Raw genomic sequence first — 12,650 nt, forward strand, 5'->3', positions numbered from 1 at the left:
GTCGTCTCAGGGTCTCACCCGATGTGGCCGGGGGTCCGCGACGGGCAACCTCGAGGCATGACCTCGAGCGAGCACCTCGGTTTCGGCCAGACCCGGCAGGACCCCGGACAGGAGACCCCCGTGAACGATTTCAGCGGCCAGTCCGCCGACCAGCCCGCCGACCAGCCCGCGCGGCCCACCGCCGCCGACCGGTTCTTCGGCTCGATCCGCCGCACGGGCCTGGTCCGCTCCCACGACCGGTGGGTCGCCGGGGTCGCCGGCGGCATCGCCCGCCGCACCGGTGTCCACGTCAACGCCGTCCGCGCCGGCTTCGTCGTCCTGGCCCTCGTCGGCGGCATCGGCCTGGGCCTGTACGGCCTCGCCTGGGCGCTGCTGCCCGACGTGACCGGGCGCATCGAGGCGCAGGCCGCCCAGCGCGGGGACGTCTCCGCCGCCCTCGTCCTGGCCGTCGGCCTCGTCGTCCTCGACCTCGTCCTGGGCAACGGGCTGCTCGGCCTCGGCTGGGTGCTCTGACCCCGGGGACCTGGGAGGGTCGGGCCGTGAGCACCACCACGCGCGGGGTCGGGAAGTTCTTCGCGACCGTCCGGTCCAGCGGCGTCGAACGCACGCAGGACCGGTGGTTCGCGGGGGTCTGCGGCGGCGTGGCCGAGCGGCTCGGCGTCGACCCCCTCCTCGTGCGTGGCGTCCTCGTCGCCCTGACCGTCGTCGGTGGCCTCGGGCTCGCCGCCTACGGCGTCTGCTGGTTGCTCCTGCCCGACGGCCGACCCGCGAGCGCCGGCGGGGACGACCCCGGCGAGCGGCCCGAGGACCCGCGCACCCCCGGCCGCATCGAGGCGGAGGCCGTCCTGCGCGGGGACGTCTCCGGACCCGCGTGGCTGGCCGGTGCCCTCGTCCTGGCCGACCTCGTGCTGCCCCGCGCACTGCTGGGCCTGCTCGACCAGAACCTCGACGGGCCCGGCTGGGGTTTCCTCACCACCGGGCTGCTCGCCCTCCTCGGGTGGGGGTTCCTGCGCGACTTCCGCGTCCCGCCGCTGGACCCCGCCCGCCGCGCAGAACTCGACGCCCTCAGCGCCCGCGATGCCACTGACCGCGACGCCGCTGCCACCCGGCCGCTGTCGCTCGTGAAGGAGACCCCGCAGACCCCGCCCGGTCCCGCCGCGGGTTTCGGGTCGGTCACCGAACGCCGGGCCGCCGCCCGGGCGGCCCGGGAGCAGGCCCGCACCGCGGCGGTGCAGGCCAAGGAACAGGCCCAGGCCCGGGCCCGGGAGCAGGCGGCCCGCGCGCGGGCCGCGCGCCGTCCGGGTTCCCCGCTGCTGACCACCGGCACCCTGGGGCTCGCGCTGCTGACCGTCGGTCTCGTCGTCGCCGCGTCCCTGCTCACGGCCTCGGGCCCGTGGGCCGGCGCCCCCGTCGCCCGGGCCCTGCAGGACCGCACCCTGCCCCTCGCCGCAGCCGCGGCCACCGTCGTCCTGGGGCTGGGGGCCGTGCTCGCCGGCCTGCGCGGGCGCCGCACCGCCCTGGTCGGGTTCGCCTGGCCCGTGGCGCTCGTCGCCCTCGCCACGGCCCTCGCCCCGCCCGCCGGGAACTGGACCGGGGAGTCCGAGCGCACCTGGACCCCCACCGGCACCTCGATGCTCAGCTCCGTCGCGGGCCGTCTGACGGTCGACCCGAGCGCCCTGGCCGACGGCACCGCCACCGCGACCGTCGCCGCGGGCCGGCTCGGCGTCGTCGTCCCCACCGACCGGACCGTGCTGGTCGACGTCACCGTCCTGGCCGGTTCGCTGCGCTGGCAGCCCGGCACCGACCTCGCCGAGGTCACCGACGACCCCTCGCGCGGCGGGCGGACCGGTGGCGGCACCGAGCGGGGCGCCGGCGACGCGGTCGCGGGTGGGCTGCACCTGCGGCGCGTGTTCGCCGTCGGCCCCGACGCCGCGGCCCTGGCCTCCGCCGTCACCGTCCGCGGGGGCGACCCCGCCGAGTGGGCCGTCCCGGCCGGGACCCCCCGGGTGCGGGCCACCGGCTGGACCGGGGAGGTCCGGATCGGCCCCGCCGGTTCGAGCGTCCTGGAGGCGCCGTGAGCACCCCCGGACCCGCGGCGGACCCCGGCCCCGCGCCCCGGCCCCCGCGCGGGCCCGACCTCGGCACCGTCCTCGGCGGCCTCGTCCTCGTCGCGGTGGGGGCGGCCGTGGGCGGGCACGTCCTGTTCGGGCTCAGCTGGGACTGGAAGGTGTGGGCCGCGGGCGTCCTGCTGGTCGCCGGGTTCGGGGCGCTGCTCGCCACGGCCGTGGCGGCCGTGCGCCGTCCCTGCGACGAGCGCGACGAGGGGGCCGCCCGCCGGTAGCGTCACCGCCGTGAACGAGCAGAACGGGTCGGCGGACCGGGACGGCGGGACAGGGGTGCGCCGCGAGCCGGACTGGGGGCGGCTCGCCGACGGCACGCCCGTCGCGCGCTGGGTGCTGACGGACGGCGTCCTGGAGGTGGGCCTGCTCGAGCACGGCGCCCGGATCCAGTCCGTGCTGGCCCCCGACTGGGACGGCACCCGCGCCGACGTCGTCCTCGGGTTCCCGGGCCTGGCCCCCTACGCGGGCAAGGGCCGGTCGTTCGGCGCCACGATCGGGCGGTTCGCCAACCGCATCGCCGGCGGCGAGTTCGACCTCGACGGGCAGCGGGTGTCCATCCCGACCACGGACCGCGGCAACGCCATCCACGGTGGACCGCACCCGTTCTCGGAGCAGCTGTGGACCGCGCACCCCGTCGACGGGGTCCGCGGGGTGCGGTTCTCGCTGTTCAGCCCCGACGGGGACAACGGGTTCCCCGGCGGGTTGTCGGTGCACGTGACCCACGTCCTGCGCGAGGGGGCGCTGACCATCACGTACTCCGCCACCACCGACGCCCCGACCGTCCTGAACCTCACCAACCACGCCTACTTCGACCTCGCCGGCGAGGGGTCCGGGACGATCGACGCCCACCTCGTGCAGGTCCTCGCCGACCGGTTCCTCCCCGTCGACGAGACGGGTCTGCCGACCGGGGAGTTCCGCGCCGTGGAGGGGACCCCGTTCGACCTGCGCGAGGCCGTCCCCGTCGGGTACCGCGTCGAGCTCGACGACGAGCAGCTGCACCGCGGGAAGGGTTTCGACCACTGCTACGTCCTCGCCGACGTCCCGGGCGGGGCCCGGCCGCCGGCGCTCGCGGCCGTCGTCACCGAACCCGTGTCCGGCCGGACCCTGGAGGTCCGCACCGACCAGCCGGGCATCCAGTTCTTCACCGGCGGGTCGCTGGCCGGGACGCTGGTCGGCGCGTCGGGCACCGCGTACGGGCCGCGCGCCGGGCTGGCGCTGGAGACGCAGGCGTTCCCCGACGCGCCCAACCACCCGGAGTTCCCGACGACGGTGTTGCTGCCCGGGGAGGAGTTCCGTTCCGTCACGGAGTTCCGGTTCACCGCCGTCTAAGCTCGTCCTCCCGGTGGTCGTGCACCACCGGGACCGATGTGGTGCAATGAGAAGCGATCTCACCTGGAGGAACCGTGCTGCCCATCGCCGCCCCGCTCGGACGTCTCGTGCTCACCGCCGCCGCCTCGGCCGGGCTGGTCAAGGCCGTCGGCGACGGCCGGGGGACCGCCGCCCTGCGCCGCCTGGCCGTCGGTGGCGCGAAGGCCGGCATCCGCACCTCGCGCGCCGCCGAGACCGGCGTGGAGCGCCTGCGCCTGGGCGCCGGCGACATCGTCGCCCAGGCCTACGACGAGATGGGGGAGCAGCCGCCCGTGCCGGCCACCCCGCAGGCCGGTCACGACCACCAGCACTGAGCCCGTGGCGGTCGTGCAGCTCAGCCCGCTGAACGTCCTGTCCGACGTCCCGGGCCGGGCCCGGGTCCAGGCGGACTGGCTGCGGCGCAGCCCCGGGCGCGCGGTCGCCGCCGAGGAGGCCCTGGACCGCCTCCCCGGGACGCGGCTGGCCCGCGCCCACCCGGTGACGGGCAACGTCGTCGTCCACTACGACCCGCAGGCCCTCACCCTGCCCGAGCTGCTCGCCGCCGTCGCCTCGGCCGCGGTCGTGCCCGCCGACGCCGAACCCGCCCGCACCCCGCGCTCGGCCGACGTCGGCAACGGCGAGGTCGCCCGCATCGCCGTCGGCGGGGCGGCACTGGCCCTGCTCGGGTTGCGCCGCTTCGCCTTCGGCCGCCCGCCGCTGCTGGGCCCGACCTCCCGGCTCGTGGCCACGGGCGTCACCGTCTTCTCCGGCTACCCCTTCCTCAAGGGGGCCGTCGGAGCCCTCGTCGGCCGTCGCAGCGCCGGCACCGACGCGCTCGTCTCGGCCGCCACCGTCGCGAGCCTGCTGCTGCGCGAGAACGTCGTGGCGCTCACGGTGCTGTGGCTGCTGAACATCGGCGAGTACCTGCAGGACCTCACCCTGCGCCGGACCCGCCGGGCGATCGCGGACCTGCTGCGGGGCAGCGAGACCACCGCCTGGGTGCAGCGCGCGGCCGCCGACGGCCAGGTCGTCGAGCAGCGCGTGGACCTCACCGAGCTCGCGGTGGGCGACCTCGTCGTCGTCCACGACCAGTCGACGGTCCCCGTCGACGGCGAGGTCGTCGAGGGTGAGGCCGTCGTGGACCAGGCCGCGCTGACGGGCGAGAACCTCCCCGTCCAGCGCACCGTGGGGCACCCCGTCCTGGCGGGCAGCGTGAACCTGCGCGGGCGCCTCGTCGTGCGGGCCACCGCGACCGGTCAGGACACCGCCGTCGGTCGCATCGTCGCCCGCGTGGAGGACGCCCAGGCCGACCGCGCCCCCGTGCAGACGGTGGGGGACGCCTTCTCCCGCAAGTTCGTCCCCGCCTCCTTCGGGCTCGCCCTCGCCACGCTCGTCCTGACCCGCGACGTCCGCCGCGCCATGACGATGCTGCTCATCGCCTGCCCCTGCGCCGTCGGGCTGGCCACCCCCACCGCCATCAGCGCCGCCATCGGCAACGGCGCCCGCCGCGGGATCCTCGTCAAGGGCGGGTCCCACCTCGAGGCCGCCGGTCGCGTCGACGCGTTCGTGTTCGACAAGACCGGGACCCTGACCGTCGGGCGCCCCGTCGTCACGAACGTCCTCAGCTTCCGCGACGACTGGACGCCCGAGCAGGTGCTGTCCGAGGCCGCGAACTCCGAGGTGCACTCCAAGCACCCGCTGGCGCAGGCCGTCATCCGGTCCACCGAGGAACGCCACCTCGTCATCCCGACCCACGAGGAGTGCGAGGTCATCCTCGGTCTCGGGATGCGCGTGCAGGCCAACGGCCGCGTCCTGCTCGTCGGCTCCCCCGGGCTCATGCGCCGCGAGGGCGTTGCCGTCGACGCGGCGGCGCAGGACTGGGTCGACCGGCTGCAGACGGCCGCCGAGACCCCGCTGCTGCTCGCCGTCGACGGGACCCTCACCGGTCTCGTCAGCCTGCGCGACGAGGTGCGCCCGGAGTCCCGGGCGGTCCTGGCGGAACTGCGCCGCACCGGGGTCGAGCGGATCGTCATGCTCACCGGCGACAACGAGCGCACCGCGGCCGCCGTGGCCGCCGAGCTCGGGGTCACCGAGTGGCGCGCCGAGGCCATGCCGGAGGACAAGCAGGACGTCGTGCGGTCGCTGCAGGCGGAGGGGCTCACCGTCGCGGTCGTCGGGGACGGGACGAACGACGCCCCCGCCCTCGCGCTGGCCGACCTCGGCATCGCGATGGGGATGTCCGGCACCGACGTCGCGGTCGAGACGGCCGACGTCGCGCTCGTCGGCGACGACCTGCGCCGGTTGCTGCAACTGCGCGACCTCGGGGACCGGACCCTCGGGCTCATCCGGCAGAACTACGGCGCCTCGATCGCCGTCAACGGGTTCGGGTTGGCCCTGGGGGCCGCGGGCGCGCTGTCGCCGGTCCTGGCCGCCGTCGCGCACAACGCCTCCTCGGTGTTCGTCGCCGTGAACTCCGCCCGGCTCATCAGGTACCGGCTCCCGGCCCGGCAGCGGGGCGCGAGCGCAGCACGAGAGCCGCGGCCAGAGCCGTCGTCAACGGGACGGTGAGGGCCAGGGCGATCCCGCCCACGGCCGATCGCACAAGTTCCTCCGCGATGGCCGCCGAGTTCACGAGCTGCCCCACGGGCTGGTCGTACAGCCGCAGCAGCAGCAGCGAGGGCATCGCCGCGCCCGCGTACGCGAACGTCACCGTGTAGACCGTCGAGGCCAGGTGGTCGCGGCCCACCCGCATCCCCGCGGCGAACAGCTCGCGGAAACCCCCGCCGCGGGCGGCCCGCACCTCCCACACCGCCGCGGCCTGCGTGATGGTCACGTCGTTCAGCAACCCCAGCGCCGCGACCAGCGTCCCCGCCAGCACGACGCCGCGCAGGTCGACCGCTCCCGTCAGCACGGTCACCGTGTAGGCGCTCTCGTCGCTGAGCCCGGTCAGGTGCGTCGCGTCGACGGCCAGCACGGCGGCCCCCGCGGTCACGAGCAACCCCGCCACCGTCCCGAGGTAGGCCACCGTCGTGCGCGCCGAGAACCCGTGCGTCAGGTAGAGCACGAACCCCATGACGGCGACCGCGGAACTCAGGCCGACGACGACCGCGTTCTCCTCCGTCAGCAGGGCGGGGACGACGTGGAACGCGATGGCCGCTCCGCCCACCGCCAGCCCCGCGAGCGCCGCCAGGCCCCGCCGCCGTCCCACGGCGACGGTCAGCACGACGAACACCGTCACGAGGACGACCAGCGGGACGCGCCGGTCGACGTCCTCCCACGCGTAGACCGCCGGTCCACCGGCCTCACCCGGGTACTCGGTCAGGACCACCCGGTCCCCCGCGGACAGGCCGCCGTGGAACACCGCGGCCGGAACCGTGACCGTGACCTCCCGGGCCGAACCGTCGACGCGGACCCTCGCCTCCGGGCACTCGACCGTCTCCGGCAGCGTGCCGTCCGGCAGGCGCTCCTCGGCCAGTTCGGCGCGGCACGTCAGCATCCGGGTACCCGTGACGTCGCCCCGCACCGTCTGCGCGCCGACGTACGTCGTCGAGGCCGAGGGGACCTCGCCCGGCCACGTCGCCACGACGCCGGCGACGGCCGCGGCCAGCACCACCAGCACGACCGCCGTCAGGGTGCGCCGGGTCCGCCGGGGCAGCGGTTCCAGCGCCTCGCCCGGCGCCCCGCCGTGCCCGTGCCCGTGCCCGTGTTCCTGCCCGTGTCCGTGTGCACCCACCCGGCCATCCTCGCGGACGACCCGACGGGTCAGCGCGACCCGTGCTCCCGCAACCGCTCCCACTCGTCCCGGAACAGCGGCAGGACCGTCCCGTGCTTGGTCGAGGGCGGGATGGACACCTCCCGGTCCGGAACGGGGTCCCACCGGCCCGAGTCCAGGTCGTCGCACTGCAGGGCGAAGTACCCCTGCGGCCACTGCGCGTACTGGTCCAGGAACAGGTACCAGCGCTCGCGGTCGCGGGCGCGCACGATGAGCGGGGCCTCGACGCCGCCCGGGTAGCGGTCCCCGGCGATGTTCGTCGTCACGACCTCGAAGTCGTCGGCGAACAGGGCCGAGCCGCGTTCGAGGAAGATGCCCCAGCCACCCGTGCGGTCCTCGTCCTTGGAGAACCGGTAGACGCGGCCGTGCTCGTGCAGCACGGCGGTGTCGATGATGTCCCGGCCCCCGGTGTCGACCATGACCTCCGTCGGGCCGAACGTCCGGAAGTCGCGCGTGCGGGCGGCGAGGATGCGGCTGTAGCTCTCGCTCGCGTGCTCGACGTCGTCCTCGGGGTACAGCCGGGAGGACCAGAACACGACCTGCTCGCCGGTCGCGGGGTCCTTCGTCACCTCCGGCGCCCACGCCATGCCGGCCGTCGGCGGCGCCACCTCGACCAGCCGCGGTCCGTCCCAGGTCAGCAGGTCCTCGGAGTCCCACAGCACGAGGGAACGGCTGCCGTGCCGGCGCCACTCGTCCCACCGCAGGCCCCCGCCGTCCCACACGCGCAGGTCCGTCGCGAGGACGTGGAACCGGCCCTCGTCGTCGCGCACGATCGCGGGGTCGCGCACCCCGGTCGTGCCCACCCGCGACTCCAGGACGGGTTCCCCGCCCCACAGCGGGTCCCAGCGCAGCGGGGAGTCGTCCCGGCTGAGGGAGAAGTGGATCTTCTCGGCGTGCCCGTCGGGGTCCTCCCGGAAGTGCGCGAGGAGCCAGCCGAACTCGCTGCGGTCGTTCTCGAGGTCGCTCACGGGCACCACCCTCTCAACCCCTGCCGGTGTCGCGAGCCCACTCCGGCGGAGCCGTCGACGCGGCCAGCCGGTCCCACCACCTCCTCGGCGCCGGGGACCGCCACGGCGCGGGCCGAGCGGACGTCGAGCACGCACAGCTGGCCGCTCACGCCCCCGCCCGACGCGCGGGCGGGCCCCGCCTCGGGCACGGTGGACGGGTGCCCGAGGGCGACACCGTCTTCCTGCTCGCCCGCCGCCTCCAGGCCCGGCTGGCGGGCCGCCCGGTGCGCCGCAGCGACCTGCGCGTGCCGCGCTTCGCGACCGCCGACCTGTCGGGCACGCGGCTGGTGGGGACCGTCTCGCGCGGCAAGCACCTGCTGACCCGCCTCGTCCCCGACGGCCCCTCCGCGGTCACCGAACCCCTCACCCTGCACACCCACCTGCGGATGGACGGGGAGTGGGCCGTCCTCGGCCCCGGCAAGGTGCTGCCTGCCCGCCTCCGGCCCGACGTGCGGGTCGTGCTGGAGACGGACGGGCCGACGGCGGTGGCGCTGCGCATGCCGGTCGTCGAGCTCGTCCCGACCGCTCTGGAGCACACCGTCGTCGGGCACCTGGGTCCCGACCTGCTCGACGCGGGGCTCAGCGTCCAGGACCGGGTCGAGCGCTCCGTCGCGAACCTCGCCCTGCGGCCCGAGCGGGGGCTCAAGGCCGCGCTGCTGGACCAGCGCAACCTCGCCGGCATCGGCAACCTCTGGGCCGACGAGCTGTGCTTCCTGCGCGGACGGTCCCCGTGGGCGGCCGTGGGGGACGTCGACCTGCCGCCGCTGGTGCGGTTGGCGGTGCGGATGCTCACGTTCTCCGTCGGCCCCTCGCGGGCGCGGCAGGTCACGACGGGCGACACCCGGCCGGGCCGGCAGCACTGGGTCTCGGGGCGCGCGGGCGAGCCGTGCCTGCGGTGCGGGACGACGGTGCGGGTCGAGGCCGAGGTGCCCGGGGACGCCGAACGGCGCCGCACGTGGTGGTGCCCGCACTGCCAACCGGGGTGAACCACGGCCCGGCACGGTGAACGGGCGGTGTCGCGGACACCGCCCCGGACGGTTGCAGGTGAACAGTCGATGACCGTTGGCCTCCCCGGGGTGCGAGCGCCCGGAACGCCCGGGAACGCGAACTACTGTTCCTGACGTCCAGCCCGCTCCTCGTCCTGGGAGGAGGTCGCGTTGACGACCCTCCACCAGGTTCCCGCACCGCGCACCCGGAACACCCGAACCGGGAGAACTCCGTGGCGGTCGTGGGGAACCTTCCTGCTGCTCGCCGGGCCCAACGTCGCGCTCCTCGTCCTGTTCGTCTACAAGCCCCTCGTCCAGAACGTGCAGTACTCGCTGCTGCACTGGAACCTCGGCTCCGACACCGCCACCCACGTCGGGCTGCAGAACTACGAGAACTACTTCACCAACCCCAAGACCCCCGCGGTCCTGCTGACGACGCTGGTCTTCGCCGTCGTCACGGTCGGCGGCTGCATGGCGCTCGGCCTCGCGCTCGCCCGCCTGCTCGACCGGAACCTGCGGGGCCGGACGTTCGTCCGCGCCGCGGTGTTCGCGCCGTACGTCCTGTCCGGTGTCGCGGTGGGCATGTGCTGGCTGTTCGTCTTCGACCCGCAGTACGGGCTGGTGTCGGGACTGCTGCGCGCGGTGGGGGTGGGTTCCCCGAACTGGTACAACGACCCCGACTGGGCCCTGGCCATGGTCTGCATCGTGTACCTGTGGAAGTACGTCGGCTACGTCGCGATCATCTACCTGGCCGCGCTGCAGTCGGTCCCGCACGACATCCTCGAGGCCGCGCAGATCGACGGCGCGTCGCCGCTGCGGACGTTCTGGTCCATCGTCTTCCCGCTGCTGTCCCCGACGACGTTCTTCCTCGGTGTCACGGTGTTCATCGAGTCCAACGCCGGCGGGTCCTTCGACATCATCCGCGCCATGACCAAGGGCGGGCCGCTGGAGGGCACCACGACGATGGTCTACCAGGTCTACCAGGAAGCCTTCGTCGACGGTTCCGCCGGCTACGCCTCGGCGATCGCCACGCTGCTGTTCCTCGCCCTGCTCGTCGTGACCCTCGTCCAGATGGTCGTCGTGGAACGGAAGGTGCACTACCGGTGAGCGTCCAGGAGAGGACCACGTCGGGTTCCGGCAGGGTCCCGGCCCCGCGTCGCGGGGGCGCAGGACCCGCGCGCCCCCGTCGCCGCCGCGTCGACGTCCCCGGGTACGCCGGGCTCGTCGTGGCCGGTCTCGTCATGGTCGTGCCGATGCTCTGGATGCTGCTGGCGTCCTTCAAGCAGCGGGACGAGATCTACACGATCCCGTCGCAGTGGCTGCCGCGGGCGCTGCAGTGGCAGAACTACGCGGACGTGTTCGCGACCGTCCCGTTCGCGCACTTCCTGCTCAACAGCGTCATCACGACCGTCGCCGGCGCCGGGCTCAAGGTCGTCCTCGGGCTCATGTGCGCCTACGCGCTCGTGTTCGTCGAGTTCCCCGCCAGGCGCCTGGTGTTCCTCGTCGTCCTGGCGGCCCTCATGGTGCCGCCGCAGGTGACGCTCATCCCGAACTACACCCTCATCGCCCAGATCGGCTGGCTGAACTCCTACCAGGGGATCGTGCTGCCGGGACTGGCCAGCTCGCTCGGGACGTTCCTGTTCCGCCAGCACTTCCAGACGCTGCCCGCCTCGGTCCTGGAGGCCGCGACGCTGGACGGCGCGGGGCACTGGCGACGGCTGTGGCAGTTCGTCGTGCCGCTGTCCGCCCCCACCGTCTCGGCCGTCGCGCTCGTCTCGGTCGTGGGGGAGTGGAACCAGTACCTGTGGCCGCTCCTGGTCACCGACCGGGCGGACAGGATGACGCTGCCAGTCGGCCTGACCCTGCTGCAGAACAACGACGGCATCACCAACTGGGGCGTCCTCATGGCCGGCACCGTGCTGGTCATGCTGCCGATCCTGCTCGTCTTTCTCTTCTTCCAGCGACGCCTCGTGGCCGGTCTCGCCACGGGTGCGCTCGCCAACTGACCCACCCACCCCTGTCAGCACCACCAGCATCAGGAGAACCCGTGAACACCTCGTCCCTCGTGCTGCCCCGACGCGGCGTCCTCGGCCTGGCCGGCCTCGGCGCCGCCGGGCTCGGCCTCGCCGCCTGCTCCGGCCCCTCCACCGCCTCCTCCGGCACCAGCTCGGCGTCCGCCTCGGGGACGGACTGGTCCAAGGTCACCCCCGCCGACGAGGTCACCGTCTGGACCAACCACCCCGGGTCCTCCCAGGCCGTCGAGGCCGAGTTCCTGAAGCGGTGGAACGAGGAGAACTCCGACATCCGGGTCGAGTTCGTCACCGCGGGATCGAACTACGACGAGATCTCGCAGAAGTTCCAGGCCGCGCTCACCGGTTCCGACCTGCCCGACCTGGTCCTGCTGAGCGACGTCTGGTGGTTCCGCTACGCCCTGAACGGCCAGCTCACCCCGCTGCAGGAGCTGCTGCCCGCCGCCGGGGTCGACCCCGGGAACTACCAGGACGGCCTGTACGCCGACTACCAGTACGAGGGCTCGCAGTGGGCGGTCCCCTACTGCCGCTCGACCCCCGTCTTCTACTACAACAAGGAGCACTGGGCGAAGGCCGGTCTGCCCGACCGCGGCCCGCAGACCTGGTCGGAGTTCGAGGAGTGGCTGCCGAAGCTGCAGGCGGCCGGGACCGGGGCGCAGACCCCCTACGGGCTGGGCAAGGGGACGGGCAACGCGACCTGGATCCACCAGAACGTCATCTGGGGCATGGGAGGGGCGCTGTCGGACGAGTGGACGATGACCGTGGACAGCGAGAAGGTGCTCGCGGCCAGCGACTACGTCCGCTCCTACATCACCCGGGGGTGGGCGGCGGTCTCCTCCTCCGACCAGGCCTCGGACTTCGGGGCGGGCCTGTACTCCTCGGTCATCGGCTCCACCGGATCGCTGTCCGGCATCCTCAAGGCTGCGGACTTCGAGGTCGGCAACGCCTTCCTGCCCGGTGGCCCGGCTGGGCAGTTCGTCCCCACCGGCGGGGCCGGGTTCGCCGTCCCGGCCAAGCGGACCCCGGAGCAGCAGCTCGCCGCGGCGACGTTCCTCGCCTTCCTCGCGCAGGACGACAACACCGCCTACTTCTCCCAGAACACCGGGTACATGCCGGTCACCACCGGTGCGGTGAACTCCGCGACGATGCAGCAGGTCTACGCCCAGACCCCGCTGTTCAAGACCGCGGTCGACCAGCTCGCCCACACCAGGACGCAGGACTACGCCCGCGTCTTCGTGCCCGGCGGTGACCAGTCCACCGTGACGGCGTGGGAGAAGGTCATGCTGCAGGGCGCCGCGTCCCAGGACGCCTGGGGCGTCGCGCAGGGCGAGGTCGAGCAGTCCTACGAGGCCGACGTGAAGCCGCTGCTGAACTCCTGACCCCGTCCA

Annotated in this window: 12 protein-coding genes; 10 read left to right on the forward strand and 2 right to left on the reverse strand. The window is 74.4% G+C overall.

Features of this window, described 5'->3' with window-relative positions; translation table 11 throughout:
• Positions 1-120: 120 nt before the first annotated feature.
• The 6 genes from AB2L28_RS18015 (at position 121) to AB2L28_RS18040 (ending at position 6,035) form a co-directional block, all read left to right on the forward strand.
• Positions 121-513 (forward strand): PspC domain-containing protein, encoded by a 393-nt coding sequence (locus AB2L28_RS18015; RefSeq protein ID WP_370720366.1) that lies wholly within the window; start codon positions 121-123, stop codon positions 511-513.
• A 26-nt stretch (positions 514-539) separates the two neighbouring features.
• Positions 540-2,078: a PspC domain-containing protein gene (locus AB2L28_RS18020; protein WP_370720367.1), complete on the forward strand. Its 1,539-nt coding sequence runs from the start codon at positions 540-542 to the stop codon at positions 2,076-2,078.
• On the forward strand, positions 2,075-2,341 hold the full coding sequence (locus AB2L28_RS18025) for a hypothetical protein (protein WP_370720368.1): 267 nt from the start codon (positions 2,075-2,077) through the stop codon (positions 2,339-2,341). The genes AB2L28_RS18020 and AB2L28_RS18025 overlap by 4 nt, the downstream gene beginning before the upstream one ends.
• 10 nt (positions 2,342-2,351) lie before the next feature.
• Positions 2,352-3,449, forward strand: coding sequence for an aldose epimerase family protein (locus AB2L28_RS18030; protein WP_370720369.1), 1,098 nt, complete (start codon positions 2,352-2,354; stop codon positions 3,447-3,449).
• A 74-nt stretch (positions 3,450-3,523) separates the two neighbouring features.
• Positions 3,524-3,802 (forward strand): DUF1490 family protein, encoded by a 279-nt coding sequence (locus AB2L28_RS18035; RefSeq protein ID WP_370720370.1) that lies wholly within the window; start codon positions 3,524-3,526, stop codon positions 3,800-3,802.
• A 4-nt stretch (positions 3,803-3,806) separates the two neighbouring features.
• Positions 3,807-6,035 (forward strand): heavy metal translocating P-type ATPase, encoded by a 2,229-nt coding sequence (locus tag AB2L28_RS18040; protein WP_370720371.1) that lies wholly within the window; start codon positions 3,807-3,809, stop codon positions 6,033-6,035.
• On the opposite strand, the gene AB2L28_RS18045 is transcribed toward AB2L28_RS18040, so the two are convergent.
• Positions 5,953-7,200: a YibE/F family protein gene (locus AB2L28_RS18045; protein WP_370720372.1), complete on the reverse strand. Its 1,248-nt coding sequence runs from the start codon at positions 7,198-7,200 to the stop codon at positions 5,953-5,955. The two genes, AB2L28_RS18040 and AB2L28_RS18045, sit on opposite strands and share 83 nt — an antisense overlap.
• Before the next feature lie 29 nt (positions 7,201-7,229).
• Positions 7,230-8,207, reverse strand: a complete 978-nt coding sequence (locus AB2L28_RS18050) for a glycoside hydrolase family 43 protein (protein ID WP_370720373.1) — start codon at positions 8,205-8,207, stop codon at positions 7,230-7,232.
• Between the two features lie 197 nt (positions 8,208-8,404).
• Here AB2L28_RS18050 and AB2L28_RS18055 point away from each other — a divergent pair, with 197 nt between their 5' ends.
• The 4 genes from AB2L28_RS18055 to AB2L28_RS18070 all read left to right on the forward strand — a co-directional run bounded on the left by AB2L28_RS18055 (position 8,405) and on the right by AB2L28_RS18070 (position 12,641).
• The gene (locus AB2L28_RS18055; protein ID WP_370720374.1) at positions 8,405-9,232 is read left to right on the forward strand and encodes a DNA-formamidopyrimidine glycosylase family protein; all 828 of its coding nucleotides are present in this window, start codon (positions 8,405-8,407) and stop codon (positions 9,230-9,232) included.
• Positions 9,233-9,403: 171 nt separating this feature from the next.
• Positions 9,404-10,339, forward strand: coding sequence for a carbohydrate ABC transporter permease (locus tag AB2L28_RS18060; RefSeq protein ID WP_370720375.1), 936 nt, complete (start codon positions 9,404-9,406; stop codon positions 10,337-10,339).
• Positions 10,336-11,238: a carbohydrate ABC transporter permease gene (locus AB2L28_RS18065; RefSeq protein ID WP_370720376.1), complete on the forward strand. Its 903-nt coding sequence runs from the start codon at positions 10,336-10,338 to the stop codon at positions 11,236-11,238. The genes AB2L28_RS18060 and AB2L28_RS18065 overlap by 4 nt, the downstream gene beginning before the upstream one ends.
• Positions 11,239-11,279: 41 nt before the next feature.
• Positions 11,280-12,641, forward strand: a complete 1,362-nt coding sequence (locus tag AB2L28_RS18070) for an ABC transporter substrate-binding protein (protein WP_370720377.1) — start codon at positions 11,280-11,282, stop codon at positions 12,639-12,641.
• The last annotated feature ends 9 nt before the right edge of the window (positions 12,642-12,650 follow it).

The organism is Kineococcus mangrovi (genome assembly GCF_041320705.1).
Lineage (GTDB): Bacteria > Actinomycetota > Actinomycetes > Actinomycetales > Kineococcaceae > Kineococcus > Kineococcus mangrovi.